Below are 25894 nucleotides of genomic sequence, written 5' to 3' on the forward strand. Positions count from 1 at the left end.
CTCGCTGCGTGAAGCCAAGACCACAGAAGTACAGTGTGAAAAAAGCCAATAAAAACAATGCCAGTCAGCCTTAACTGACTGGCATTACCGCCTCGGCGGGGTCTTGCTTGCTGGGGGTCAGCGTTCGAAGAAGTGGTAGAGGTGCTCGACCTGGATCGGGCAGTCGGCCACCTTGTGGATGTGCTCGCGCGCCTCTTCCACCGTGCCGAAGCTGAGGGGCAGGCCGAAGCTGTCGGTCAGCTCGAACAGGCGTCCCCCCTCCCCGCGAAACTCGACGATCCAGCCCGGCAACACGGCATCATGGATGATTTCTGCCTCGTGTATGCCCTGCTGGCGATAGAGCTGGCGTAGCTCGTTGACTGTCATGGTTGCCTCCTCTGGCGAAGCGGTTCAATGACAAGTCTAGTCCTTGCCCGGGCCTGGCTCGCCCCGGTGTGCGCTCTCCCTGGCCGGTTGCAGTGCCACGACCAGCTCCCCCGCCCCCGGCTGGATGGGGCCGGTGACCACCCTGGGTTGTTGCCTCGCATCCAGCACGAACAGGGGGATGGCCCCCGGGTTGGCTGCCTGGTAGGCCGACCAGTCGAAGGTCTCCGAGAGGCGGGTCGCCTTGATCTGGCCCCCGCGGGCCAGCAGGCCGCTCAGGCGGGCGAAGTTGACGTCACCGCCAAACAGCAGCTGGCGGGCGCGGAAGGTGGCGCTCTCCCGGTTCGCCTTGCCGTGCTGATCGCTCGAGCGCAGGGAGTAGACCTTCTCCTCCCCGTACAGGTGGGCGAAATGGAGCACCCCGAGGGCGTTGTTGTGGCGGCTCGGGGAGAGGGCGAGCACGGTACTGATGCTGGTGAGGGGCAGGTGCAGCTCGGCATGTTCCGATTGCGGATTGCCAAAATAGCAGGGCAGGTTGCTCATGCGGGCCAGCTTGCAGTTTTCCCAGGCCGGATCCGACAGATAGACGGGGACCCCCTGATCCGCCAGGGCCTTGCCGACGGCCCGGGCCACCGAGTTGGCGCCGATCAGCAGCCAGGTGTTGGGGGTGGGTTGGCGCATGCGCAGCAAGCCCGCCAACGGAGCCGAGGTGAGGCTCTGCAGCACCACGGTGGAGATGATGACGGCGAACACCAGGGGGACCAGCTTGCCCGCATCCGGGATCCCGGCTTCCCCCAGGCTGATGGCGAAGGAGGCGCTGACCGCCGCCGCCACTATGCCCCGTGGCGCTATCCAGCCGAGCAGGGCGCGGGCCTGCCAGGAGAGATCCGAGCCCCAGGTCGAGACCAGGATGCAGAGCGGGCGCGCCACGAACTGCACCACGCACAGCAACAGCAGCACCATGGGGCCGAGCTGCCACAGCTGGGCCAGATCGAGGCGGGCCGCCAGCAGGATGAAGAGGGAGGAGATGAGGATGACGGCGAGATCCTCCTTGAAGGCCAGCACCTCCTCCAGATCCAGCCCGTCCTGGTTGGCGAGCCAGATGCCGAACACGGTGACCGCCAGCAGGCCGGACTCGTGGCTGAGCCAGTTGGAGAGACTGAAGGTGACCAGCACCAGGGCCAGCACCCCGAACTTGTGCAGGCTGACCGGCAGCCAGTCCTTGCGAATGAGCAAGGTGGTGATCCAGCCTGCCGCCACCCCGATCAGGGTGCCCACCCCCACCGTCTTGGCCAGGGCCAGCAGGGTGTGGCTGATCAGGTTGCCCTGGCTGCCGAGGCGCACCGCCTCGAACACCAATACCGCAAACAGGGCGCCGATGGGGTCGATGACGATCCCCTCCCAGCGCAGTATCTTGTCCACCTCCCGGGTGGGACGGATCACGTTGAGCATGGGGGCCACCACTGTCGGCCCGGTCACCACCAGCACGGCGCCGAGCACCATGGCGACCCGCCAGTCCAGCCCCAGCAACCAGTAGCTGGCGGCGGCGATGACGGCGAAGCTGGTCAGCATGCCGATGGAGCAGAGATTGCGCACCACCTTGCCGATCCCCTTGAGCTCGGTCAGGTGCAGGGTCAGGGCCCCCTCGAACAGAATGATGGCCACCGACAGCGAGACCAGGGGGAACAGCAGGTCGCCGAGCAGTAGATCCGGGTCGAGCACGCCGGTCACGGGGCCCAGGGTCAGGCCGGTGAGCAGCAGGAACAGGATGGCGGGAACCCGCAAGGCCCAGGCCAGCCATTGGGCCAGCAGAGAGATCAGTGCGATCCCCGCCAGAGAGAGTGCGGTCATGAGTACCTCGTCAAGGGAGTGGAAAGGGCATGCCAGGGTGAATAGATGTCAGCCTGACACTCTAACTGGAATGAGACAAGGGCCTGAGGTGGGGGGCGCCATGATACGGCAGTATCCGGCGCAATCGGGTCAGATGGGACTCTCCTTGTGAAGCTCGCCGACGCAGTGGGCGACGGCGAGCATCAGGGAGGATCGTACCATCTGATCCTGGCGGGCGAGCTGCATCTGATAGAAGGCCCAATCCTCTTCCGTGGCCGGGGGGATCAGCTCCTGGAGGCCGGTCCGGTTGATGCCGTGCAGCCGCTCGAGCAGGTCGCGCACCGGTTTGTCGCTGAAGCGGTAATCCTTGGGGTCGCGCACCAGGGCATCCCGGGCCTTGAGGTAGGCTTCTATGTCCTGATAGAGCTCGAGAGAGACCAGGCCGAGGGCGAAGATGAGCTTGAGGCGCACCTCTATCTGGCCGAGGGGGCCGCTCTGGTTGAGCAGGGGTTCGATGGCGTATTTGACGGCGTACTCCTCCTGGCGGAAGGCGCGTCGCATCAGGGAGTCTACCGCCTCTTCCAGGAGGGTGACGACCTCGAGAAAGAAGCCGCGCGGGCCATCCTGCTCGTTGAGCCGTTCCAGTACCTCATCTTCCTGGTGTGTGGTCATAAATCGATAGGGTCCAGCTAGTCGTGAGCAGGGAGGGCAAGGCCCTCCCTGTGAGTCCGGTTAGAGTGCCTGGTAGCGGGCGGCGATGGCGGCGACCAGGGGGTGGACCGGGTCCAGTCCCGATACCCTGGCCAGGGTCGCGGCCACGCCGTCGGCCTCGATGGCCGCCTGCAGCTCCCGGGCCTGGGGATCCTGGTCATCCTGGTAGCGCAGGGCGGCGGCGATGCCCTCCTGCAATCCCTCGTTTGGCAGCCCGTATTCCAGGGTGCCGAGCAGGGGCTTGATCAGGCGATCCTGAGGGCCCAGCTTGCGCAGGGGCTGGCGGCCGACCCTGTCCACCTCGTCCACCAGATAGGGGTTGGCGAAACGGGCCAGGATCTTCTCGATATAGGCGGCGTGCAGACGCGGGTCGAAGCCATAGCGTTTCACCAGCACGGCCCCGCTCTCCTCCATGGCGCGGCGCACCTTGCTGCGGATCACCGGATCCTCGATCGCCTCGCGGATGGTGCGATAGCCCATCAGCTTGCCGAGGTAGGCGGTGATGCTGTGTCCCGTGTTGAGGGTAAACAGCTTGCGCTCGACGAAGGCCATCAGGTTGTCGGTGGGCTCCATGCCCGCCACCTGGGGCAGCGCCCCCTTGAACTGGGTCTGGTCGACGATCCATTCGCTGAAGCTCTCCACCGTCACCTCCAGGGGGTCGTCGTTGGCCGCGGCGGGGGGCACGATGCGATCCACCGCCGAGTCGACGAAGCCGACGCAGGATTCGAGGGTGGCATGATACGCGACCGGCAGGTACTTGAGTACCTCCTGCTTGAGGTGGCTGGTGCCCCGCACCATGTTCTCGCAGGCGATGACGTTGAGGGGGGCCAGATTGCCGGCATCGAAGCGGGCCTGCAGCCCCTTGGCCAGGGTGCTGGCAATCTTGTCCAGTATGTTGGGGCCCACCGCCGTGGTCACCAGATCGGCGGTGATGATGCGGGCGATCACCTCGTGCCCGGCGGAGCTGACGGCGGCCACGTTGCGCACCACGTCCAGCTTCTGATCCGCCCCCACCACGTGAACCTTGTACTCCTGACGATGGTTGAGCTGGTCGATCAGGGTCTCGTTCACGTCGGCGAAGGTGACCTGATGCTCGGCGTCTGCCAGCAGTTTTCCGATGAAGCCACGGCCTATGTTGCCGGCGCCAAAATGCAATGTTTTCATGATATCAACCTCTTTAACCAATGATGAGCCGAGTGTTCAGGCGGCCTGTTCGCCGCCCAGCAGGTCCAGGAACGCCTGGGGATCCAGGGTGCTGGCCAGCTGGTCTATGATCCCCGGTTCATCCAGGGCATTGGTCAGGCGGGTTATCACCTGCATGTGTTCGTCGTTGCGGGCGGCGATGCCGATCACCAGGCGCGCCACCTCGTCGGCGGCCTCGCCGAAGGCCACGCCGGCCGGGTACTGGCAGATGACGATGCCGGTACGGATCACCTTCTCCTTGGCGGCTATGGTGCCGTGGGGCACGGCAATGGACTCACCCAGGTAGGTGGAGACCAGCTGCTCGCGCTCCAGCATGGCATTGACGTAGTCGGGCTCCACGTAGCCACGTTCCGCCAGCAGCCGGCCTGCGGTACGGATGGCGGCCTCCTTGCTGTCGGCCTTGAGGCCGAGCTGAATGTCATGATGGCTCAGGGTGAACACTTCCGGTTCCTGCTGCTCGTAGCTGTCATCGTTGGCGGCCACCAGCAGCTGGGGGTGGGCCACGTCGTCGTTGGCGGCCCGGGTCTGGCTCAGCTCCTGCACCAGCGCCTGATAGAGGCCGTTGTCGAGGAAATTGGTGAGGGAAATGTGATGGGCGTGAGGCGCGTGGCGACGGGCCCGTTCGGTCAGATCCTGGTGGGTGATGACCCAATCCACCTGATCGTCGAGCTGATCGATGGCGCGGTTGGTGACGCTGATGTCGAGCCCGGCGGCCTCTACCCGCTTGCGCAGCATGCCGGCGCCCATGGCGCTGGAGCCCATGCCCGCGTCGCAGGCGACCACGATATTGCGTACTGCCTTGAGCTCGGCGCCCGGTTTCTTGGCCGCCGCGGTCTCGGGTTTGGCACCCTTCATGGCCTTCATCTTGCGAGTGGCTTCACCCAGGGCATCGGCCTCGTCGGCTTCCGGCTGCTGGGCACGGACGAACACGGCGGCGACCAGGAAGGAGACGGTGGCGGAGGCGACGATGGAGAGCAACACCCCGATGAGGGAGGCTTTGGGCGTCATCAGCAGCACGGCGAAGATGGAGCCCGGCGAGGCGGGGGAGACCAGACCCGCGTTGAACAGGGTCAGGGTGAAGACACCTGTCATGCCGCCGGCGATCACCGCCAGGATGAGGCGCGGGTTCATCAGCACGTAGGGGAAGTAGATCTCGTGGATGCCACCGAAGAAGTGGATGATGGAGGCACCGGCGGCGGACTGCTTGGCGGCGCCGCGGCCGAACACCATGTAGGCCAGCAGCACACCCAGACCCGGACCCGGGTTGGCCTCGATCAGGAAGAAGATGGACTTGCCATGCTCGGTCGCCTGCTGGATGCCGAGCGGCGAGAAGATGCCGTGGTTGATGGCGTTGTTGAGGAACAGGATCTTGGCCGGTTCGACGAAGATGGAGGTCAGCGGCAGCATGTGGTTGTCCACCAGGAAGCCGACACCGGCCGCCAGCACGCCGGAGAGCACCTTGACGAAGGGACCAATCACGAAGAAGGCGAGGATGGCCAGCAACATGCCGATGATGCCGGCGGAGAAGTTGTTGACCAGCATCTCGAAGCCGCTCTTGACCCGGCCCTCCATCGCCTTGTCGAAGCGCTTGATGGCCCAGCCACCCAGGGGGCCCACCATCATGGCGCCCATGAACATGGGGATGTCGGTCCCCACGATCACGCCCATGGTGGTGATGGCACCGACCACGGCGCCCCGCTCACCCCCCATCAGCTTGCCGCCGGTGTAGCCGATCAGCAGCGGCAGCAGATAGGTGATCATGGGGCCGACCAGCTTGGCCAGGGTTTCATTGGGCAGCCAGCCGGTGGGAATGAAGAGGGCGGTGATGAAGCCCCAGGCGATGAATGCCCCTATGTTGGGCATGACCATATTGGACAGGAAGCGTCCAAAATTCTGTATCTTGACTTTGGTATCCGGTGATAACATGACGGCACCCCGTTTTGAGCCTGTTTGATTGAAAGTGGTAGTCGGGATAACGGGTTTTGCCGAACCCTCATCCCTGTCGTCTAAGCAACTTCAATCTACCAGTTCGCCATCGAATTGGGCTGAAAACGGGGTGTCTTGTGAGCCAGCTCTCAAATACCCGGACTACCCCCCTCCCTTCGTCGTGATGCAGATCACATTCATTGGCTGTAGCTCGGCTACATTTCGCCCTTTTTCATCGTGCCCCACGTTTTTGTGTGATCTAAATCACCTTTCACGGTTTGCGCAAACGCCGTGTCAACGTGATTGTGATCACAGAGTCATGATTTGTATTCAAATGGAGCAAGTCATGAAGGCCGCGATCTCGGGCTTTCAACGATGGATAAGCCAAATTTGATGCTTAATCGCCAATGAATCAGTAAAGATTGGCTGATTTTGTAACCCACTTTCAGGTTGTCATCCCCAGATGCCTGCCACCTCTGCGGGCAGATCCTTCCGCTCGCAGGCTCGAGCGACTCGCTCTTTCCGCGATCAAAAAAGCCCGCAAGATTGCGGGCTTTTGGCATCGGCAGGGGAGGCTTGGCTTATTCCGCCTTGGGGGCCGCGTCGGTCGCCGCCTCTGTGCTGCCGGTTTCTGCTTTCTCGGCAGCGGGCGCCTCAGGCGCCGGGCCCGGCACCAGGGCGACGGCGGGCTTGGCGATGAGGGAGCGGGTCTCTTCCACCGCCTCGCTCAGCGTCACCTCGATGACCTGGCCAAGCTCATAGACCACCTCTGTCTTGTCCAGATAGACGCGGCCGTTGTCCCAGTTGCACTCCAGCCTGTCCTTGTTGTCCAGGATGTGGCGGGCGGGCATGAAGACCACGGCACCGTTCTCCTGCAGGCGCAGCTTGAGGCCGGCGCGCATCACGTCGATGATCTCGGCGTTGAACACCTGATCGGTACCGGCGGCGGCCTGGAGGTAACGGACATAGAGCCAGTCGCCGATGTCGCGCTCGACCCTGCGGTGCAGGCGACGGCATTCCGTCAGGTGCTCGGTCAGCTCCTGGCTTGGGCGCTCACCCGGGGTCTTGCCGGCGATGACGGCCTTGAGCAGACGATGGTTGACCATGTCGCCGTACTTGCGGATGGGAGAGGTCCAGGTGGCGTAGGCATCCAGCCCCAGGCCGTAGTGGGCACCCGGCTCGGCGGACATCAGCGCATAGCTCTGGAAGCGGCGGATCTTGCCGTCCAGCCAGCGGGTATCCAGGCTGTCTATCCAGCGGCGCAGGGCGCAGAAGCCGGACAGGCTGGCGATTTCTTCTTTCTCGAACGGCGCTTCTGCGGTCTTCAGCAGATCGATGGCACCGTCGAGGGACTCTTCATCGAAACCTGTGTGGACGTTGAAGATGCCATAGCCCACCTGCTTGCCCAGCACGCGGCCGGCGCAGATGTTGGCGGCGATCATCGACTCTTCCACCATGCGGTTGGCGATGCGGCGCGGCTCCACATGGATGGCCAGCACGGCGCCGTTCTCCCCCAGCTCGAAGTCGTAGTCGGGACGGTCGGGGAACACCAGGGCGTGCTCGGTGCGCCACGCGATGCGCGCCTCTGTCATCGCCTTCATCAGGGGCAGCTGGGCCAGGACGCCGGCGTCTATGTCCAGCGCCTTGCCGTGCTCGGCCCAGTCGGAGACGTCGTCATAACTGAGACGGGCATGGGAATTGATGCGGGCGGCGAAGAACTCGGTCTCCTCCAGCAGCAGGCCATCCTCGGCGATGAGCAGACGGGCGCACAGGGTGTTGCGCTCCTCCCCCTCTTTCAGGGAGCAGAGCTCGTCGGAGAGGGTACGCGGTATCATGGGCACGTTGCGCCCCGGCATGTAGACGGTGAAGGCGCGCTTGGCGGCTTCCTGGTCCAGCTCGCTGCCCTCGGCCACATAGGCGGTCGGATCGGCGATGGCCACCAGCAGCTCCCAGCCGTTGTCCAGCTTGCGGATGGCCAGGGCGTCATCCATGTCCTTGGTCTTGGCGCCGTCTATGGTGAAGAAGGGGGTGCTGGTCAGGTCGGTGCGGGGCAGCTCCTCCTCCTCGATCACCTTCCACTCCGGCAGATCGGCCGGCTCGATTTGAGCCAGGTTGTGGCGCGCCAGCACCACCCACCAGGGCACGTTGTGATCGTCCTTGTCGGCGATGAGTTCGATGATTTCGGCGGAGAAATTGCCGTCCGCCAGGGCGTGGCGCTTGAGGGTGGCGACCACCCAGTCCCCTTCCTTGAAGGACTTCTCGTCCAACCCCTTCTTGGCGCGGGCCTTGATGGCATCCTTGATCAGGGGGTGATCGGGCACCACGTTGAGGCGGTCGCGGAACATCTTGACGCGGCCGACGAAGCGGGTCACCGCCTGCTCCAGCAGGGCGTCCGGCTCGGCCACTTCCTTCTCTTTCTCGGTGCGGATCAGGGCACTCACCCGGTCGCCGTGCATCACCTTCTTCATGTAGGGGGGCGGCACGAAGTAGCTGGTCTTCTCATCCACCTCCAGGAAGCCGAAGCCCCGATCGGAGGCGCGGATCACCCCCTCTTTCTTGGGGATGTTTTCGCGGATTTGTTGCTTGAGCTGGGCCAGCAGCGGATTGTCTTGGAACATAAGTGAGGAACCTGAAGTGGAAAACCTGGGTGGAGACCTGATGAAGGATCGCCCAGCACTATACGTTTTTACCCCTCCAAAGCCAAGGTGAATGGCCCCGTCAGCGGGGTTGCAGTGCCCGGCGGCCCTGCTCGATCAGGCGCTGGGATATCTGTTTGTGCAGCCCCCGCTCCAGCAGCCAGCGATGCCAGTAAAGGGTCTCTATCAGGTGTCTGTCCGGGCAGAGATCCCGCAGGCGCCCATCCTCGAGCTGGGGCCTGATCTGCAATTCCGGGATCAGGCAGTAGGCGAGTCCCTGCTCCGCCATGGCGACGAAGGCCTCGGAGGAGTGCACCGTGTGGCAGGGGTAGCCGCCGGGCTCGAGGCCGAACTCGCGGCGCAGGAAGCGGATGTGCATGTCATCACGGGGATCGAATGCCACCCCGGGGGCCTTGGCCATGGCCTGGGGCGTCAGGCCATGGGGGAAGTGACGGGCGATGAAGGCGGGGCTGGCGGCCAGCACATAGCACATGGTGCCCAGCTCATCGACGCGGCAGCCGGGCAGGGCCTGGGGATGCAGGCTGACGGCGCCGAACGCCTGGCCTTCGCGTACCTTGTCCAGAGTGCGGCTCTCGTCATCCACCAGCAGATTGAGCTCTATGGGATGGCGCTCCAGCAAGGGCGCCAGGGCGGGCAGGAACCAGGTGGCCAGGCTGTCGGCGTTGACGGCGATGCTGATCCGGATTGGCGCCTCAGGGCTTTCCGGTGCCAGCTCGTTGGCCAGCTCCAGCTCCAGCTGGCGCACCTGACGATAGTGGGCCAGCAGCTTCTGGCCGAGGGGGGTCGCCTGCAACGGCTGGCCGCGGATGATGAGGGGCTCGGCAAACTGCTGCTCCAGCTGCTTGATGCGCTGGGAGATGGCGGACTGGGTGAGGTGCAGGCGCTGGGCGGCGCGCTCGAAGTTCTGCTCCTGCATCACGGCATCCAGCGCCAGCAGCAGCTTGTAGTCCAGGGCCTTCATCATCTTTCCTTATGAACAATGCAACTCAAGCAGCGACTCTACTGCTGGCGCCGATCCGGCACAAGGGCGGCTCGCCACAGGGGCGCCGGAGCGCAGCGCCTGTCAGAAGTGGCAGTAGCCAGCCGTGCGTTTAGTAGTGATACTCTTTTGCGCTCGTTCCTGCGTGGGGTGGGATCGGAGATGGCATGAGTGTTTTATCCCGGGATCTTCCCGGGATTTTTTATGGCTGCAGCCCGGTACTCGCCGCGCAGGGGGCGCTGCACGGCGGCGGCGAAACGCTCGTCCAGCGCGAAGCGGATCCCGACGCCGCGCACGGCCCCCAGATCCACCGCCTGACGATGGCCGAGCCGCTCGATGGGCAGGCCGAGGCGGCGAAAGATGCGCTCCACCGGCAGGCTGACCACGGCGACCATCTCGCGGATATGGTGTTCGCGGGCGAAGGCGTGGACCTCGCGAAAGATGACGCAGGTGAGCTCGCTCACCCCGTTGTCGAGTCGGGGGGCGCGTGCGGCGTCGATGGCGAGCCGGGTCAGCTCCCAGACATCCTGGCGACGGGGCGGCGACTCGCCGGCGAGGGCGGCGGGGAAGCAGGTGGGCAGCATGTAATCGGCGGCGCAGCTGAGCAGCCGGATGCAGCCACACAGGCCAGCATCATCCTCGATCAGGATCCAGTGGGTGTCGGGGCCATCGAAGTGGTCCCGCTCCAGCCCCTGGCTTGATCCCACATCCCACCGTAATCTTTCAAAGAAAATCCGGTTTCTGAACGCATAAAGCGAATTTTCTATGTTTTTATCCCAATGTTTCCTCAGTTTTCCCTTGAAAATGCGCATACGGATCACTCCAGAGTCAGGAAGGGCGCTATAATTTCGGCCTCGGGAAGGGGATCAAGATGAAACAGACTCAGTTGCTCGAATACCTCGAACTGTTTACCACGGCCACGGACGGGGACCAATTGTCCAGGCTGATCGGGCGCTTCGCCATCGCCATGGGATACGACTACTTTCGCTTCGCCCTGATCCTGCCAAGGTCGATGCAGCACCCCAAGGTGGTGCTGTTCAACCAGTGCCCCGACTCCTGGGTGCAGGCCTACACGGCGCAGCACATGCTGGCTCGGGACCCCATCATACAACTCGCCCGCCAGCAGACCCTGCCCATCTACTGGAACCGGCTCGACGAGAAGGCGCGCTTCCTGCAAGCGGGCAGCCTGGACGTGATGGGGCTGGCGGCGGAATTCGGCCTGCGCAACGGCGTCTCCTTCCCCCTGCACGGGCCGACCGGCGAGAGCGGCATTCTCTCCTTCATCACCCGGGAGCGGGCCTCCAGCGACCTGCTGCTGGAGTCCTCCCCCGTGCTCTCCTGGATGTCGACCTATATCTTCGATGCCGCCCTGCGCACGGTGCGGATCGGCGCGCGGGAGGGGGCACAGGAGGTGTTGACGATGCGCGAGACCGAGTGCCTCTCCTGGGCCAGCGAGGGCAAGACCTCGAGCGAGATCGCCAGCATCCTCGGGATCACGGAACGCACGGTGAACTACCACCTCAATCAGGTGACCCGCAAGACAGACTCCATCAACCGCTATCAGGCCATCGCCAAGGGGGTGAGCAGCGGCATACTGTTGCCCAACCTGGAGGAGGTGGTGGTCACCAATTTCCCGCGCCAGCTGCAATGACGTCCTTCCCATAGGCCGCTCTCGAGATCCGTCGGGACAGGTGGCAGCAGGCGCATCCCTGTCGCCCATTGACGGCGCCATAAGACCCCCTGTCACCCTTGTTCGCCCAAATTATTAAATTTTCGAATCAACAAGAAAATTAATGAATTTCTCTTAATCTCTCGTCTTCCCCATACTGCCGCCATCTTCTGTGAGGGACTCGCACCATGATGGCGACCAGTTTACAAGGCTTCCTGTTGGGCCTTGCCATGATAATTCCAATCGGAGCCCAAAATGCCTTCGTGCTGAGCCGGGGCATCCATCGCAACCACCACCTGCTGACGGCGACCCTCTGCTGCCTGTGCGATCTCGTGCTGATCGGGATAGGGGTGTTCGGCGGTGCCAACCTGCTGGCGGCGAGCCCGCTGGGGCTGGCGCTGCTGACCTGGGGCGGCGTGCTGTTTCTCGTCTGGTTCGGGGTGCGCTCCCTGGGCAGTGCCTGGCGCGGCCAAGGGGAGGCCCTGGCGGACTCTCCCCGGCTGATGGGGGTCAAGAGCGTGCTGGCCATGACGCTGGGGGTGACCCTGCTCAACCCTCACGTCTATCTGGATACCCTGATGCTGCTGGGTTCCCTCGGCAGCCAGTTTGCCGAACCCCTGCGTCCCGCCTTCGCCGCGGGGGCCATGCTGGCCTCCCTGGTCTGGTTCTACGGCCTGGCGTTGGGGGCGGCGGCCCTCTCCCCCTGGCTGGCCCGGGGTCGGGTGCAACGGGTGATCGACGCCCTGGTCGGTCTCATCATGCTCGGACTGGCGCTGCAACTGGCGAGGGGGGCCCTGGGGGCCTAGCGCGGCGGCGCACAACAAAAAGCCCTCGCAGTGCGAGGGCTTTTTCGTGGGGTAGGGTTATCAGGGCACCACGGCGACGTTGACGCTGCCATTGCCCTGGGTCAGGCGAACCCTGGCGCCGGGCACGAAGGTGGGGCTGGCCTTTTGCACCACCACTATGGTGTTGCCGCTGTCTTGCTTGATCTCGAGCTCGACGCCATCGACCTGATTGAGCTTGTCACCGGCGGCCTTGCCCGCGGCGGCCCCGGCGATGGCGCCCCCTGCGGTGGCCAGGCTGCGGCCCGTGCCGCCGCCAATGGTGCTGCCGAGCAGGCCGCCGACCACGCCGCCGCCTATGGTGCCGAGGATGGAGTTCTCCTCCGCCTGGATCTTGACCGGACGGGTGGAGAGGATGGTGCCGTAGTTGACGGTCTGCACCTGCTTGGCCCTGTCTTTGGTGTAGACATCGCCGGAATAGACGTCGCTGTTGGCACAGCCTGTGATGGCGGTGGCCAGCAGGAGGATGAGGGTCAGTCGTTGCAACATGATGGTTCTCCTGAACTTGACTACAAATTGGGCTCTCGGGGCCACTCTACCCCTCTCTTCGCCAGGATGGCACCCCAAAAGTGTAACCAAGTATGTGCCATGGCAGGGATTCAATCAGGAGGCTGGCCGGATATTTGCCATCCGGGGCGCCGGGGTCCCGTCATGGTCTGTCGCGAGTGTCCTGCGCCTGGGGGACGAGCGCATGTTCGAGCAGGCATCTTGCTTCCCCGGGGCCGAAATAGGCATCATCCCGGGCCAGCTCGCGGTAGCCGAGCCGCTGGTAGAGGCGCCGGGCCGGGTTGGCCGGATCCACCGTCAGGCGCACCCGGCGGCACCCTTGTGCCAGCAGGGCCTGCTCCAGGCGAGTGATGATGGCCGCGGCCAGGCCGAGGCCGCGGGCCTGGGGCAGCACGGCCAGGGAGAGCAGCCAGCCCTGGGCGCCCTCTTGCCCCACGCCGCCGAGGCCATAGCCGAGCAACTGGCCATCGCGCTCGGCCACCAGCAGCGAGTCCGGCCACAGATCCATGGCCTGGCGAAAGAAGAAGTCGGGGTAGACGGCGTCACCGAATACCTGGCGCTCTATCTGCCAGATGGCGTGCATGTCGGCCGGGGTGGCGACTCTAAGGATGGGGGTCACGGGATCTCCTCGGTGAATGGGCCGCCGATGAGCGACACTCGGCCGGCAAGGGTAGCCCCTGCCCGGAGGGGATTCAAGGGAGCGGGCGATGCCGATCGCCTCACAACAAAACAGGGCCCGAAGGCCCTGTGGTAGTGGCATTGCCTCAGAGGAGGCGGGTGGCCTGCTCCAGCCAGGCGAGATCCTCGCCCTCCAGCAGCGGGCTCAGCCTGCGATAGACCTCGGCATGATACTCGTTGATCCAGCGAAACTCGGCCGGGCTCAGCAGGTCGCGGTCGATGAGACGCGTATCGAACGGCACATAGGTCAGCCGCTCGAAGCCCAGCATGGCCAGCTCCCCCTGGCTGGGCAGTTCGACCACTATCTCCAGGTTCTCGCAGCGAATGCCGAAGGCGTCCTCCCGGTAGTAGCCGGGCTCGTTGGAGAGCACCATGCCCGGCATCAGGGGCACTAGGCTGCCCTTGGGGGAGATGCGCTGGGGACCCTCGTGCACGCTCAGGAAGTGGCCGACCCCGTGGCCTGTGCCGTGGTCGTAGTTGTAACCGGCCTGCCAGAGCGGCATGCGGGCCAGCACGTCGAGCTGGATGCCCGAGGTGCCACGGGGGAAGCGGGCCTGATCCAGGGCGATGTGGCCCTGCAGCACCCGGGTGAACATGGCCTTGTGCTCGGCGCTCACCTCGCCCACCTTGACGGTGCGGGTGATGTCGGTGGTGCCGTCCAGATACTGGCCACCGGAGTCCACCAGATAGATGGCATCCTGGCCGAAGGGGCGCGGCACCCCGTTGGTGTGGCGATAGTGGCACATGGCGGCATTGGGGCCGAGCGCGGAGATGGTGTCGAAGCTCGGCTCGACATAGTGCTCTTGCTCCTTGCGAAAGGTCTCCAGCTGGTCGGCCAGGGTGCCCTCGTCCACCCCGTCGAACTCGCCGGCGGCGATCAACCGATCCAGCCAGGCGAGGAAGCGGGTGACGGCGACACCGTCGCGCAGGTGAGCGGCGCGCATGCCCGCCAGCTCGGTCTCGTTCTTGCATGCCTTGGGCAGCATGGTGGGATCCTGGCCCGCCACCAGGATGGCGCCCGCCTCTTCCATGGTGAGCTGGGTCCAGGCATTGGCGCTGTTCGGGTCTGCCAGCACCCGTTGCTGATCGCTCCCTATGCGTCTGAGCAGGGCGCCCAGCTTGTCGATGGGGTAGACGGAGACATCCTGCCCCGCGTGCTGGCTGAAGGCGATGCAGTCCAGCTTGTCGGTATCGACGATGAAATCCATGCTGGCATTGGCATAGAGCACGGCAAAGCCCAGCACTACCGGCAGGCGCTCCACGTCGCGGCCCCGCAGGTTGAGCAGCCAGTTGATGGGTTCGGCCTGGGTCAGCAGCACCGCATCCAGGCCGCGTTTGCGCAGGTCGCTGGCCAGCAGCTCACGCTTGGCCTGGCTCGACTGGCCCGCCAGCGTCTCGCTGTAGAGAATGACCGGATGCTTGCCGGGGGCGGGGCGATCGGTCCAGTGCTGGTCGATGGGGTTGTCGGTGACGGCGACGAGCGCGATGCCGCGCTCGCCGAGCAGGGCCTTGGCGTTCTGGTACCAGGTCAGGCTGTGCAGACGGGGATCGAAACCGACCCGGGCGCCCGGCTCCAGCTGCTCAGTGAGCCAGCCGACGTGGGGATCATCGACCAGGTGCAGGAAGGCAAAGGTCTCGGCCGGGCTCTGCAATCTGGCCTGTACCGTGTAGCGGCCATCGACGAACAGGGCCGCCTGCTGGGGCAGTATGATGGCCAGACCCGCCGAGCCATTGAACCCGGTCAGCCAGGCGAGGCGTTCGGCATGGGCCGGAATGTATTCTCCCAGATGTTCGTCATCATGGGGCACGATGAAGGCGTCCAGCTCCTGCTGGGCCAGGGTGGCCCTGACCTGGGCGACGCGGGCTGCAATGATCTCGAAATGGTTCATGTCGTAATTGCCAGATGGTTGGTCGATGAGAGGGTTCAGCCGGGTTTGCCGCGGCTCAGCATGTGGCCGACGGAGTGGCCGGCTGCCTGTATGTGCTGCTTGAGCAGGACGGCGGCCTCGTGTTTGCGCCTCGCCCGGCACAGGGCCAGCAGCTCGGCGTGTTCACGCTCCGCCTTGTCTACCCCATTCTGGGCAAACAGCAGCTCGAAGCGCACGTAGCGGTCGCAACTCAGATTGATCTGGGCGATCAGCTCCATCGCCTGGGGGCGATTGGCGGCCCGGTAGAGGGTGGCGTGGAAGCTGTGATTGAGCTCGGCCCAATGCTCGACCTGGGTACCCGATGCGAGCGCGGCATCGAACTGATCGAGAATGGCCTGGGCGTTGACGAAGGTCTCCTCCGTCATCAGGTCGACGGCGTGGAACAGGGTATCGGCTTCCAGCAGGGCCCGCAAATAAAAGAGCTCGGCCACGGAGTCCGGATCCAGCCGGGTGACCACGGCGCCGCGATGGGGCTCGAACTTCACCAGCCCCTGGGCCTCCAGCTGCATCAAGGCCTCGCGCACCGGGATGCGGCTCACCGCCAGCTCCCTGGCGATGGCGTCCTGACGCAGGGGGGCGCCGGCGGGGAAGTCGCCCCGCAGTATCCTGGTCCTCAGGCTGTCCGCCACCATCTGGGTGCGGGTCTTGTAGGTCGGGCTCATGGTGGCATCGGGGGCAGGTTGCAAAATTGTATATTGTATAAAGTGTGGCTGAATCTAACGCGCGGGCGTGCCCATGGCAAGGCTGGCCGGGGGAATTGCCGCAGCGAGGCGAAAAAAAGACCGGCCAGCTGAGCTGGCCGGTCTGGTCATGGGCGGCTGGGGTCGTTACAGCTGGGGACCCGCGGCGACCAGGCGCTTGCCTTCGTCGTTGTCGGTGAAGCGCTCGAAGTTCTTGATGAAGCGCCCCGCCAGATCCACGGCCTTGGCATCCCACTCGGCCTGGTCGGCATAAGTGTCACGAGGATCCAGGATGGCCGGGTTCACGCCCGGCAGCGCGGTCGGCACTGCCAGATTGAAGATGGGCAGCACCTTGGTGTCGGCCTGCTCGATGGATCCATCCAGGATGGCGTCTATGATGGCGCGGGTGTCCTTGATGGAGATGCGCTTGCCGGTGCCGTTCCAGCCGGTGTTGACCAGATAGGCCTCGGCGCCGGACGCTTCCATCCGCTTGACCAGTTCTTCACCGTACTTGGTGGGGTGCAGGCTGAGGAAGGCCGCGCCGAAGCAGGAGGAGAAGGTCGGGGTCGGCTCTGTGATGCCACGCTCGGTACCGGCCAGCTTGGCGGTGAAACCGGACAGGAAGTGGTACTTGGTCTGCTCCTTGGTCAGCTTGGCGACCGGGGGCAGTACACCGAAGGCATCGGCGGTCAGGAAGATCACCTTGGTGGCGTGGCCCGCCTTGGAGACCGGCTTGACGATGTTCTCGATGTGATAGATGGGGTAGGAGACCCGGGTGTTCTCGGTCTTGGAGCCATCATCGAAGTCGATGGTGCCATCGTCGGCGACGGTCACGTTCTCCAGCAGCGCATCGCGGCGGATGGCGTTGAAGATGTCCGGCTCGGCCTCCTTGGAGAGCTTGATGGTCTTGGCGTAGCAGCCCCCTTCGAAGTTGAACACGCCGTCATCGTCCCAGCCGTGCTCGTCATCGCCGATGAGCTGACGCTTGGGATCGGTGGAGAGGGTGGTCTTGCCGGTGCCGGAGAGGCCGAAGAAGATGGCCACGTCCCCATCCTGACCCACGTTGGCGGAGCAGTGCATGGAGGCGATGCCGCGCAGGGGCAGGAAGTAGTTCATCATGGAGAACATGCCCTTCTTCATCTCGCCACCGTACCAGGTGCCGCCGATGAGCTGGATCTTCTCGGTCAGGTTGAAGGCGACGAAGTTCTCGGAGTTGAGACCCTGGGCCTGCCAGTTCGGGTTGGTGCACTTGGCGCCGTTCATCACCACGAAGTCCGGTTTGAAGCTCTTGAGCTCTTCCTCGCTCGGGCGGATGAACATGTTCCTGACGAAGTGCGCCTGCCAGGCCACTTCTGTGATGACGCGCACCGCCAGCCGAGTATCCGGGTTGGCACCGCAGTAGCCGTCGATGACGAACAGACGCTTGTCGGAGAGCTGCTGGGTGACCAGCGCCTTCAGATCTGCCCATACCGCAGGGGTGATCGCCTTGTTATCGTTCTTGCCCTGGTCAGACCACCACACAGTATCCTGGGTGGTGCCGTCTTTGACGATATATTTATCTTTCGGGGAACGACCGGTAAAGATGCCGGTGTTGACATTGACGGCGCCAAGTTCTGTCACCACCCCGCGCTCGAAACCTTCGAGATCGGGACGAGTCTCTTCTACGAACAGTTGCTCATAGGAGGGGTTACGCAGGATTTCCACGGCATTATGGATGCCGTATTGCTCCAGTTGTAATCCTTGGGCCAGGGTGGGTGCTGCCACGATTGTCATTGTATTCTCCTGGGTTCAGAGGTGTGTAGGGTTCTATCTGGCATCAACTCTACCACCTAGGTAGTAGAATTTAGCGACCTTCATCAAAGTTTATAAAGTAGGGTATTTTTTTATTTTTTAAGTGAAAGGCGGGTTTCCCCGCCTTCATTTAGTGTAACTGGTTTGCATCATTACCGGGAGCCCCGCTGAACAGGGTTTCGACATCGATCGCATCAAAAGGATAGTGAGCCCCGCAGTAGTCGCAGTGCATCTCTATCTTGCCCTGCTCCTGCAGCATATCGAGCACCTCTTCCTTCTCTATCTGCAGCAGGGCGCCCTCGCAACGCTCCCGGGAGCAGGTGCAGCGGAAGGCGACGGCCTGGGGATCGAACACCCGCACCTTGTCCTGGTGATAGAGGCGATAGAGGATCTCCTCGGCCTCCAGACCAAACAGCTCCTCGTCCTTGATGGTGGCGGTGAGCTGGGTCAGGTGCTCGAAATCTGCGCTGTGATCCTCGCTCTGGGCGGGCAGCTCCTGCAACAGGATGCCGGCGGCGCGGGGGGCGCCATCCAGGTGACCGGTGCGGATCCAGAGCTTGGTGGCCAGTTGTTCTGACTGGGCGAAGTACTGCTCCAGGCAGCCGGCCAGGGTGTCGGATTCCAGGGCGATGATGCCCTGATAGCGCTCGCCCTGTTCCGGGGTGATGGTGATCACCAGCTGGCCGTTGCCGATCAGGCTCTGCAGCTTGCCATCGCTCGGCAGTTCTCCCTCATGGCGGGCCACGCCGCGCAGCTGCTGGTTGTGGTCGCCGTTGATGACGGCCAGGCGCACCGGGCCGTCCCCCTGCAACTGCACCGTGATGGAGCCTTCGAACTTGAGGGTGGCGGTCAGCAGGCTGGTGGCCACCAGCAGCTCCCCCAGCAGGTGCTGCACCTGTACCGGGTAGCTCTGCGCCTCGACCACATGACGGTAGGTGCTATCCAGCTGGACCAGCTCACCCCGCACTTCGTACTCTTCAAACAGATAGCGATACAGCAGATCTTGGTGACTCATCTCATCTTCCTTCGGGGTGGTAATGGCTTGGACGCCCGGCGCCTCGCGGCCGGGGGTGAACTTTCTTGGGTCCCTGTCGTCATACAAGGGTCATGGGGTTGGCTCAGGATTGCTTGACCCGGATCAGCTGGCGGCGCTCCTGCTTGTCGGGACGGCGCTCCGGGCTCGGTGCAAACTGGCTGTTGAGGCGGCGCGCCTCGGCGTTCTCGGCCCGGCGTTTGAGGCTCTCGGCCGTCTCCTCGTACATCAGCTGGGCCAGGGGGGCCGATCTTCGCTGCTCGCACAGGGTCAGCACCCGCACTTCCCGTTCGTCCTGACCCTGCCAGAAGCGGATCAGGGCGCCGACCTCGACCGCCTTGCCCGGTTTGCTGCGCTGGCCGTTGTAGTGCACCTTGCCGCCGTCGATCTGATCCCGGGCCAGACTGCGGCTCTTGTAGAAGCGGGCGGCCCAGAGCCACTTGTCCAGACGCAGGGAGGATTCGGGCGAAACGGCTTTGCTCATGACGGGCTCCGACGATGTGACATGGACGCCGATTATACCAGAGCCGGGGCCCAGGATTGAATCTGGGCTGGCTGTCAGTGACGGCGCGAGCATTTTTGGCCATATTGCGCATGCGGTCAGTTGTCTCCCGGGCCATTGCCGTACACAATAGCTGACCGATTTGGATAGAAAATTATTTTGAGAAACATGACGCTACCGTTCAAGGATGACTTGCTGTCTACCTTGCTTGCCCTGGGCAAGCGGCTGCCCCTTGCCCGTATCAGCCAGTGGCTGTTCTGGGGCCTGCTGCTGTTGCTGGCGCACCAGAGTGCCGGATTGACCTGGCGACTGCTGTCGCTGGCGAGTCCTGAGCAGCCCGTCGCCTGGCAACCCGGCGTCCAGGTGACCGAGGGGGGCCGCCAGGGCACGGATCTGGTGCCCCTCACGCGTCTCGCCCTGTTTGGCCGCGCCGAGCTGGCCAAGGCCCAGACCCGGGTGGCGGCCGATGCCCCCAAGACCCAGCTCAACGCCCAGCTCAACGGGGTGCTGGCGAGCTCGGATCCCGCCAAGTCCATCGCCATCATCGCCCATGGCGGCAGCCAGAACTCCTACGGTATCGGTGACTATATAGATGGCACCCAGGCCCAGCTGCGGCAGGTGTTTGCCGATCGCGTCATCATAGCGCGCAACGGGCGCGACGAGACCCTGATGCTGGACGGCGAGCAGTATGGCAAGCCGGTCCCGGCGCAGGAGAAAGCGGGGGGCAGGCTCGATGAGGTGCGGGGCGCGCTGATGAGCAACCCCGGCAAGCTGACCGATTACCTCAATATCTCCCCGGTGCGGGTCGATGGCCGCATGACGGGTTATCGCCTCAATCCGGGCCGGGACCCGGAACTCTTCAACCAACTCGGCCTGGTCGCCAATGACCTGGCCGTCAGCATCAATGGTCTGGATCTGCGGGATAACGCCCAGGCCATGCAGGCGATGCAACAGGTGGCGAGCGCCACCGAGATGACAGTGACGGTCGAACGGCAGGGACAGCTGTATGACGTCTATGTCGGCTTGTCAGAATAATGATCCGGAGTAGTGCACGCATGAGAAACAAAGGGAAAGGCTGGCGCCTGGCGTCTGTGGCGGCGGCCTTGCTGATGACGGGCTCCGTCTGGGCGACCGAATATTCTGCCAGCTTCAAGAACGCGGAGATCGAGGAGTTCATCAACACGGTTGGAAAGAACCTCAATAAAACCATCATCATAGAGCCCTCTGTGCGCGGCAAGATCAACGTGCGCAGTTACGATCTGCTCAACGAGGATCAGTACTATCAATTCTTCCTGAGCGTGCTGGACGTCTATGGTTTCGCCGTGGTGCCCATGGACAACGGCGTGCTCAAGGTGGTGCGTTCCAAGGATGCCAAGACCTCGGCCATCCCTGTGGTGGACGACCGCAACCCGGGCACGGGGGACGAGATGGTGACCCGGGTGGTGCCGGTGCGCAACGTCTCGGTACGCGAACTCGCCCCCCTGCTGCGTCAGCTCAATGACAACGCCGGCGGCGGCAACGTGGTCCACTATGAACCCTCCAACGTCCTGCTCATCACAGGCCGCGCCGCCGTGGTCAATCGCCTGGTGGAAGTGGTGCGCCGGGTCGACAAGGCCGGGGATCAGGATGTGGACATCATCAAGCTGAAATACGCCTCCGCCGGCGAGATGGTGCGGCTGGTGACCAACCTCAACAAGGAAGGCAACGCCCAGGGCGGCAATGCCGGCTTCCAGCTGACCCCCAAGGTGGTGGCGGACGAGCGCACCAACTCGGTGGTGGTCAGTGGCGAACCCAAGGCGCGGGCCCGCATCATCCAGATGGTGCACCAGCTCGACCGCGACCTGCAGAGCCAGGGCAATACCCGGGTCTTCTACCTCAAATATGGCAAGGCCAAGGATCTGGTGGATGTGCTCAAGGGGGTCAGCTCCAGCATAGAGGCCGACAAGAAGGGCGGCACGGCGGCAGCCGGTGCCGGCAGCAGCATAGGGGGCGGCCAGCTCGCCATCTCGGCGGACGAGACCACCAATGCCCTGGTGATCACCGCCCAGCCGGACGTGATGGCGGAGCTGGAGCAGGTGATCGCCAAGCTCGACATCCGCCGTGCCCAGGTGCTGGTGGAGGCCATCATAGTGGAGGTCGCCGATGGCGACGGCCTCAATCTCGGGGTGCAGTGGGCCAACACCAATGGCGGCGGCACCCAGTTCACCAACACGGGTCTGCCCATCGGCAGCGTGGCGGCGGGGGCCATCGACTACAAGGAGAATGACAACATCGACACCCTGAGCAGCCTGGTGGGCAGCTTCAGCGGCATGGCCGCCGGCTTCTATCAGGGTGACTGGGCCATGCTGGTGACCGCCCTCTCCACCAACACCAAGAACGACATCCTGTCGACCCCCAGCATAGTCACCATGGACAACAAGGAGGCGTCGTTCAACGTGGGTCAGGAGGTGCCGGTGCAGACCGGCTCCCAGAGCTCCACCTCGGGGGACAACATCTTCAACACCATAGAGCGCAAGACGGTGGGCACCAAGCTGGTGGTGACGCCCCAGATCAACGAAGGGGACTCCGTGCTGCTCAATATCGAGCAGGAGGTCTCCAGCGTGGCCCAGACCCAGGCCACCGGCACGGCGGATCTCGGCCCCACCTTCGACACCCGCACCGTCAAGAATGCGGTGCTGGTCAAGAGCGGCGAAACCGTGGTGCTGGGGGGCCTGATGGACGAACAGACCAAGGAGCAGGTCTCCAAGGTGCCCCTGCTGGGTGACATTCCCGTGCTGGGCTACCTGTTCCGCTCCACCTCCAATACCACCTCCAAGCGCAACCTGATGATCTTCATCCGGCCGACCATATTGCGCGATGCCAACGTCTATTCCGGCATCTCCAGCAACAAGTACACCCTGTTCAGGGCCGAGCAGCTGGACAGGGCCGCCGAGGAGGGGTATCTCACCTCGCCGGCGCGCCAGGTCCTGCCGGCCTATGGCCAGGACGTCATGGTCTCCCCCGAGGTGCAGCAGCAGATCCAGTCCATGAGAAACCGGCAACAGGCCACGGCGGACAGCGTGAAGCCCTTCGTGCAGAGCAAGCCCTGATGGCGGCTTATCGACTCGATGAGGGCGAACTGCCGGCGGCGCTGCCCGAGCTGCCGTTCGCCTTCGCCCGCAATTTCGGCGTCATCCTGACCGAGGAGGCCGGCGCTCCCGTGCTGCTGTGCCGACCCGGGGTCAGCCCCCAGGCCCTGCTCGAGGTGCAGCGGGTGGCCGGCAGCGACTTCACCGTGCAGCCCCTGGAGGGGGAAGAATTTGAGCAGCGGCTGATGGCCCACTATCAGCGCGACTCCTCCGAGGCGCGCCAGCTGATGGAGGATCTCGGCAACGAGATGGACTTCTTCGCCCTGGCCGAGGAGCTGCCCCAGAGCGAGGATCTGCTGGACGCCGACGACGACGCCCCCATCATCCGCCTCATCAACGCCATGCTGAGCGAGGCGATCAAGGAAGAGGCGTCCGACATCCATATCGAGACCTTCGAGCGGGCCCTGGTCATCCGTTTTCGCATCGATGGGGTGCTGCGGGAGATACTGCGCCCCCATCGTAAGCTTGCCTCCCTGCTGGTGTCGCGCATCAAGGTGATGTCGCGCATGGACATCGCCGAGAAGCGGGTGCCGCAAGATGGCCGCATCTCGCTGCGCATCGGCGGCCGGGCGGTGGACGTGCGGGTCTCCACCATGCCGTCCAGCTACGGCGAGCGGGTAGTATTGCGACTGCTGGACAAGAACAACGTGCGCCTCGAGCTCAAGCAGCTCGGCATGACGCTGGCCAACCGCGAGATCATCGGGGAGCTGATTCGCAAGCCCCACGGCATCATACTGGTGACCGGGCCGACCGGCTCGGGCAAGTCCACCACCCTGTATGCGGCCCTGTCCGAGATCAACTCGCGGGATCGCAACATCCTCACGGTGGAAGACCCTATCGAATATGACCTGGAAGGGGTGGGTCAGACCCAGGTCAATCCCAAGGTGGACATGACCTTCGCCCGCGGCCTGCGGGCCATCTTGCGTCAGGATCCCGACGTGGTCATGGTGGGGGAGATCCGGGATCTGGAGACCGCCCAGATAGCAGTGCAGGCGTCCCTCACCGGTCACCTGGTGATGTCGACCCTGCACACCAACACCGCCATCGGCGCCATCACCCGGATGCGGGACATGGGCATAGAGCCCTTCCTGCTCTCCTCATCGCTCCTGGCGGTGCTGGCCCAGCGGCTGGTACGCACCCTCTGCCCCGACTGCAAGGAGGCGCGCCCGGCCAGCCTGCAGGAGCGTGAGCTGATGCGCATCGAGGGCCACGAGGCCGCCCGAGAGATCTGGCACCCGGTGGGCTGCGAGCAGTGCAACCACACCGGTTATCGCGGCCGGACCGGCATCCACGAGCTGGTGGTGGTGGACGAGGCGGTACGCGAAGCCGTCCACGCGGCCAGCGGCGAACTGGCCATCGAGCGGTTGATCCGCCCCCACACCCCCAGCATCCGCCGCGACGGCATCGACAAGGTGCTCCAGGGCCAGACCAGCCTGGAAGAAGTGCTGCGGGTGACCCGGGAAGATTGAGGATAGGACTTGGCTGCATTCGAATATAAGGCCCTCGACGACAAGGGCCGCCAGAAGCAAGGGGTGGCCGAGGGGGACTCGGCGCGCCAGGTGCGCCAGCAGCTGCGCGAGCAGGGGCTGACCCCGCTGGAGGTGAGCGAGACCACGGAGAAGGCGAAGCGGGAGGCGAACCGCTTCGTGCTGTTTCGCCGCGGCGCCAGCACGGCGGAACTGGCGCTGATCACCCGCCAGCTGGCGACCCTGGTGGGGGCCGGTCTCACCATTGAAGAGGCGCTCAGGGCCGTCTCCCAGCAGTGCGAGAAGGCGCACCTGCGCAGCCTGGTGGCCACGGTGCGCGGTCGTGTGGTCGAGGGGTACACCCTGGCCGATTCGCTGGGGGCCTTCCCCCATGTGTTCGATCAGCTGTTTCGCTCCATGGTGGCGGCCGGCGAGAAATCGGGGCACCTGGAGAAGGTGCTCAACCGCCTCGCCGACTACACGGAGCAGCGCCAGCACATGCGCACCAAGCTGCTGCAGGCGATGATCTACCCCATGGTGCTGACCCTGGTGGCCATCGGCGTCATCTCCATACTGCTCACCGCCGTGGTGCCCAAGGTGGTGGCCCAGTTCGAGCACATGGGCCAGCAGCTGCCGATGACGACCCGCTTTCTCATCGGCACCAGCGAGCTGATGCAGCATTACGGCCTCTGGTTCCTGCTGCTGCTCGGCCTGGGCGGCCTGATCTGGCGCTGGTGGCTGACGGATCCCGCGCGCCGCCAGCGCTGGCATGGGCTCTTGCTGCGCCTGCCGGTGATAGGCCGGGTCAGCCGCGGCCTCAATACCGCCCGCTTCGCCCGTACCTTGAGCATCCTCAACGCCAGCGCCGTGCCCCTGCTGGAGGGGATGAAGATCGCGGGGGAGGTGCTCTCCAACGACTTCGCCCGCGCCCGCATCCTGGCGGCGAGCGAGCGGGTGCGGGAGGGGACCAGTCTGCGCAAGTCGCTGGATGAAACCAAAATTTTTCCGCCCATGATGCTGCACATGATCGCCTCCGGCGAGCAGAGCGGCGAGCTCGACAGCATGCTGGAGCGGGCGGCGGACAACCAGGACAGGGAGTTCGAGAGCCAGGTGAACATCGCCCTCGGGGTGTTCGAACCCATGCTGGTGGTCTCCATGGCCGGAGTGGTGCTGTTTATCGTGATGTCGATCCTGCAGCCGATCCTGGAACTGAACAACATGGTCAATCTGTGATGCTGGCGTGCAGGTGATGTCGGTCGACCCTGCAGTCAATTCGCTCGAGCTCAACAACATGGTCAATCTGTGATGCTGGCGTGCAGGTGGCTTCGGTCGATCCTGCAGTCAATTCGCTCGAGCTGAACAACATGGTCAATCTGTGATGCTGGCGTGCAGGTGATGTCGGTCGATCCTGCGGTCAATTCGCTCGAGCTCAACAATATGGTGAAGTTGTAAGTTTCCGGTGTTCGATGGTGCCGCCCGGCGATACGTCGACCCACAGATCACTTTCTGATGGCCTGCGCCATCTCATTCGTTAGGGAGTCAGTCATGCAAAAGCGTCGTCAATCGGGTTTCACCCTGCTGGAAGTCATGGTGGTCATCGTGATCCTGGGGATCCTGGCCAGCCTGGTGGTGCCCAACCTGATGGGCAACAAGGAGAAGGCCGACCAGCAAAAAGCGGTCTCCGACATAGTGGCGCTGGAAAATGCCCTGGACATGTACAAGCTGGACAACAACCGCTACCCGACCACGGAGCAGGGGCTGGACGCCCTGGTCAACAAGCCGAGCGCCGCCCCCGAGCCGCGCAGCTACCGTGACGGTGGCTACATCAAGCGCCTGCCGCAGGATCCCTGGGGCAATCCCTACCAGCTGCTGAGCCCGGGCCAGTTCGGCAAGATTGACATCTTCTCCATGGGTCTGGATGGGGAAGCTGGCAGCGATGACGACATCGGCAACTGGAATCTGAAGGATTTCCAATAAGTGATCCCGCCGCGTCGCGATCAC

Annotated in this window: 22 protein-coding genes; 7 read left to right on the forward strand and 15 right to left on the reverse strand. The window is 64.0% G+C overall.

Annotated features, from left to right (window positions below):
- Positions 1-117: 117 nt before the first annotated feature.
- From ACW5W4_RS16910 to ACW5W4_RS16945, 8 genes are all read right to left on the reverse strand, one after another.
- Positions 118-366 carry a hypothetical protein gene (locus tag ACW5W4_RS16910; protein WP_427262468.1) on the reverse strand — a complete coding sequence of 83 codons (249 nt, stop codon included), beginning with the start codon at positions 364-366 and terminating at the stop codon, positions 118-120.
- 36 nt (positions 367-402) lie between these two features.
- Complete coding sequence (locus ACW5W4_RS16915; RefSeq protein WP_456690161.1) at positions 403-2214, reverse strand: cation:proton antiporter; 1812 nt, start codon at positions 2212-2214, stop codon at positions 403-405.
- Between the two features lie 129 nt (positions 2215-2343).
- Positions 2344-2865 carry an MltR family transcriptional regulator gene (locus ACW5W4_RS16920; RefSeq protein WP_456690162.1) on the reverse strand — a complete coding sequence of 174 codons (522 nt, stop codon included), beginning with the start codon at positions 2863-2865 and terminating at the stop codon, positions 2344-2346.
- Positions 2866-2925: 60 nt separating this feature from the next.
- Positions 2926-4068, reverse strand: coding sequence for a mannitol-1-phosphate 5-dehydrogenase (locus tag ACW5W4_RS16925; RefSeq protein ID WP_456690163.1), 1143 nt, complete (start codon positions 4066-4068; stop codon positions 2926-2928).
- Positions 4069-4104: 36 nt separating this feature from the next.
- Entirely contained in the window at positions 4105-6033 is a 1929-nt protein-coding gene (locus tag ACW5W4_RS16930; RefSeq protein WP_456690164.1) for a PTS mannitol transporter subunit IICBA, read from the reverse strand.
- Between the two features lie 581 nt (positions 6034-6614).
- Entirely contained in the window at positions 6615-8651 is a 2037-nt protein-coding gene (locus tag ACW5W4_RS16935; RefSeq protein ID WP_456690165.1) for an exoribonuclease II, read from the reverse strand.
- Between the two features lie 100 nt (positions 8652-8751).
- Complete coding sequence (locus ACW5W4_RS16940; RefSeq protein WP_456690184.1) at positions 8752-9651, reverse strand: LysR family transcriptional regulator ArgP; 900 nt, start codon at positions 9649-9651, stop codon at positions 8752-8754.
- A gap of 194 nt (positions 9652-9845) precedes the next feature.
- Positions 9846-10481 (reverse strand): acyl-homoserine-lactone synthase, encoded by a 636-nt coding sequence (locus ACW5W4_RS16945; RefSeq protein ID WP_456690166.1) that lies wholly within the window; start codon positions 10479-10481, stop codon positions 9846-9848.
- A 59-nt stretch (positions 10482-10540) separates the two neighbouring features.
- On the opposite strand from ACW5W4_RS16945, the gene ACW5W4_RS16950 reads away from it, so the two are divergent.
- Positions 10541-11320 (forward strand): LuxR family transcriptional regulator, encoded by a 780-nt coding sequence (locus tag ACW5W4_RS16950; protein ID WP_427262475.1) that lies wholly within the window; start codon positions 10541-10543, stop codon positions 11318-11320.
- Between the two features lie 206 nt (positions 11321-11526).
- Positions 11527-12144, forward strand: a complete 618-nt coding sequence (lysE, locus tag ACW5W4_RS16955) for an L-lysine exporter (RefSeq protein ID WP_456690167.1) — start codon at positions 11527-11529, stop codon at positions 12142-12144.
- 60 nt (positions 12145-12204) lie between these two features.
- Here lysE and ACW5W4_RS16960 read toward each other — a convergent pair whose 3' ends face one another.
- The 7 genes from ACW5W4_RS16960 to hslR form a co-directional block, all read right to left on the reverse strand.
- A complete protein-coding gene (locus ACW5W4_RS16960; protein ID WP_427262000.1) occupies positions 12205-12669 on the reverse strand; it encodes an outer membrane lipoprotein in 465 nt (154 codons plus the stop codon).
- A 160-nt stretch (positions 12670-12829) separates the two neighbouring features.
- A complete protein-coding gene (locus ACW5W4_RS16965; protein WP_456690185.1) occupies positions 12830-13270 on the reverse strand; it encodes a GNAT family N-acetyltransferase in 441 nt (146 codons plus the stop codon).
- A 181-nt stretch (positions 13271-13451) separates the two neighbouring features.
- Positions 13452-15254, reverse strand: coding sequence for an aminopeptidase P family protein (locus tag ACW5W4_RS16970; RefSeq protein ID WP_456690168.1), 1803 nt, complete (start codon positions 15252-15254; stop codon positions 13452-13454).
- Positions 15255-15289: 35 nt separating this feature from the next.
- Entirely contained in the window at positions 15290-15955 is a 666-nt protein-coding gene (locus ACW5W4_RS16975; protein WP_427261997.1) for a GntR family transcriptional regulator, read from the reverse strand.
- A gap of 165 nt (positions 15956-16120) precedes the next feature.
- Complete coding sequence (gene pckA / locus ACW5W4_RS16980) at positions 16121-17746, reverse strand: phosphoenolpyruvate carboxykinase (ATP) (RefSeq protein ID WP_456690169.1); 1626 nt, start codon at positions 17744-17746, stop codon at positions 16121-16123.
- Between the two features lie 148 nt (positions 17747-17894).
- On the reverse strand, positions 17895-18779 hold the full coding sequence (gene hslO / locus ACW5W4_RS16985) for an Hsp33 family molecular chaperone HslO (RefSeq protein WP_427261995.1): 885 nt from the start codon (positions 18777-18779) through the stop codon (positions 17895-17897).
- 103 nt (positions 18780-18882) lie between these two features.
- The gene (gene hslR, locus ACW5W4_RS16990; protein WP_456690170.1) at positions 18883-19281 is read right to left on the reverse strand and encodes a ribosome-associated heat shock protein Hsp15; all 399 of its coding nucleotides are present in this window, start codon (positions 19279-19281) and stop codon (positions 18883-18885) included.
- Positions 19282-19467: 186 nt separating this feature from the next.
- On the opposite strand from hslR, the gene exeC reads away from it, so the two are divergent.
- From exeC to exeG, 5 genes are all read left to right on the forward strand, one after another.
- The gene (gene exeC, locus ACW5W4_RS16995; protein WP_456690171.1) at positions 19468-20334 is read left to right on the forward strand and encodes a GspC family type II secretion system variant ExeC; all 867 of its coding nucleotides are present in this window, start codon (positions 19468-19470) and stop codon (positions 20332-20334) included.
- A 20-nt stretch (positions 20335-20354) separates the two neighbouring features.
- Complete coding sequence (gene exeD / locus ACW5W4_RS17000; protein ID WP_456690172.1) at positions 20355-22388, forward strand: GspD family T2SS secretin variant ExeD; 2034 nt, start codon at positions 20355-20357, stop codon at positions 22386-22388.
- Entirely contained in the window at positions 22388-23896 is a 1509-nt protein-coding gene (gspE, locus tag ACW5W4_RS17005; protein ID WP_456690173.1) for a type II secretion system ATPase GspE, read from the forward strand. The genes exeD and gspE overlap by 1 nt, the downstream gene beginning before the upstream one ends.
- Positions 23897-23905: 9 nt before the next feature.
- Positions 23906-25126 (forward strand): GspF family T2SS innner membrane protein variant ExeF, encoded by a 1221-nt coding sequence (exeF, locus tag ACW5W4_RS17010; RefSeq protein ID WP_427261990.1) that lies wholly within the window; start codon positions 23906-23908, stop codon positions 25124-25126.
- 312 nt (positions 25127-25438) lie between these two features.
- Positions 25439-25870: a GspG family T2SS major pseudopilin variant ExeG gene (gene exeG / locus ACW5W4_RS17015; protein WP_042001050.1), complete on the forward strand. Its 432-nt coding sequence runs from the start codon at positions 25439-25441 to the stop codon at positions 25868-25870.
- The last annotated feature ends 24 nt before the right edge of the window (positions 25871-25894 follow it).

The sequence above is a fragment of the Aeromonas crassostreae genome (assembly GCF_054052445.1).

Bases quoted from the DNA above. Each gene is read 5' to 3' on its own strand.
- ACW5W4_RS16910 (WP_427262468.1), bottom strand. From the start codon at position 366: ATGACAGTCAACGAGCTACGCCAGCTCTATCGCCAGCAGGGCATACAC.
- ACW5W4_RS16915 (WP_456690161.1), bottom strand. From the start codon at position 2,214: ATGACCGCACTCTCTCTGGCGGGGATCGCACTGATCTCTCTGCTGGCC.
- ACW5W4_RS16920 (WP_456690162.1), bottom strand. From the start codon at position 2,865: ATGACCACACACCAGGAAGATGAGGTACTGGAACGGCTCAACGAGCAG.
- ACW5W4_RS16925 (WP_456690163.1), bottom strand. From the start codon at position 4,068: ATGAAAACATTGCATTTTGGCGCCGGCAACATAGGCCGTGGCTTCATC.
- ACW5W4_RS16930 (WP_456690164.1), bottom strand. From the start codon at position 6,033: ATGTTATCACCGGATACCAAAGTCAAGATACAGAATTTTGGACGCTTC.
- ACW5W4_RS16935 (WP_456690165.1), bottom strand. From the start codon at position 8,651: ATGTTCCAAGACAATCCGCTGCTGGCCCAGCTCAAGCAACAAATCCGC.
- ACW5W4_RS16940 (WP_456690184.1), bottom strand. From the start codon at position 9,651: ATGAAGGCCCTGGACTACAAGCTGCTGCTGGCGCTGGATGCCGTGATG.
- ACW5W4_RS16945 (WP_456690166.1), bottom strand. From the start codon at position 10,481: ATGCGCATTTTCAAGGGAAAACTGAGGAAACATTGGGATAAAAACATA.
- ACW5W4_RS16950 (WP_427262475.1), top strand. From the start codon at position 10,541: ATGAAACAGACTCAGTTGCTCGAATACCTCGAACTGTTTACCACGGCC.
- lysE (WP_456690167.1), top strand. From the start codon at position 11,527: ATGATGGCGACCAGTTTACAAGGCTTCCTGTTGGGCCTTGCCATGATA.
- ACW5W4_RS16960 (WP_427262000.1), bottom strand. From the start codon at position 12,669: ATGTTGCAACGACTGACCCTCATCCTCCTGCTGGCCACCGCCATCACA.
- ACW5W4_RS16965 (WP_456690185.1), bottom strand. From the start codon at position 13,270: ATGCACGCCATCTGGCAGATAGAGCGCCAGGTATTCGGTGACGCCGTC.
- ACW5W4_RS16970 (WP_456690168.1), bottom strand. From the start codon at position 15,254: ATGAACCATTTCGAGATCATTGCAGCCCGCGTCGCCCAGGTCAGGGCC.
- ACW5W4_RS16975 (WP_427261997.1), bottom strand. From the start codon at position 15,955: ATGAGCCCGACCTACAAGACCCGCACCCAGATGGTGGCGGACAGCCTG.
- pckA (WP_456690169.1), bottom strand. From the start codon at position 17,746: ATGACAATCGTGGCAGCACCCACCCTGGCCCAAGGATTACAACTGGAG.
- hslO (WP_427261995.1), bottom strand. From the start codon at position 18,779: ATGAGTCACCAAGATCTGCTGTATCGCTATCTGTTTGAAGAGTACGAA.
- hslR (WP_456690170.1), bottom strand. From the start codon at position 19,281: ATGAGCAAAGCCGTTTCGCCCGAATCCTCCCTGCGTCTGGACAAGTGG.
- exeC (WP_456690171.1), top strand. From the start codon at position 19,468: ATGACGCTACCGTTCAAGGATGACTTGCTGTCTACCTTGCTTGCCCTG.
- exeD (WP_456690172.1), top strand. From the start codon at position 20,355: ATGAGAAACAAAGGGAAAGGCTGGCGCCTGGCGTCTGTGGCGGCGGCC.
- gspE (WP_456690173.1), top strand. From the start codon at position 22,388: ATGGCGGCTTATCGACTCGATGAGGGCGAACTGCCGGCGGCGCTGCCC.
- exeG (WP_042001050.1), top strand. From the start codon at position 25,439: ATGCAAAAGCGTCGTCAATCGGGTTTCACCCTGCTGGAAGTCATGGTG.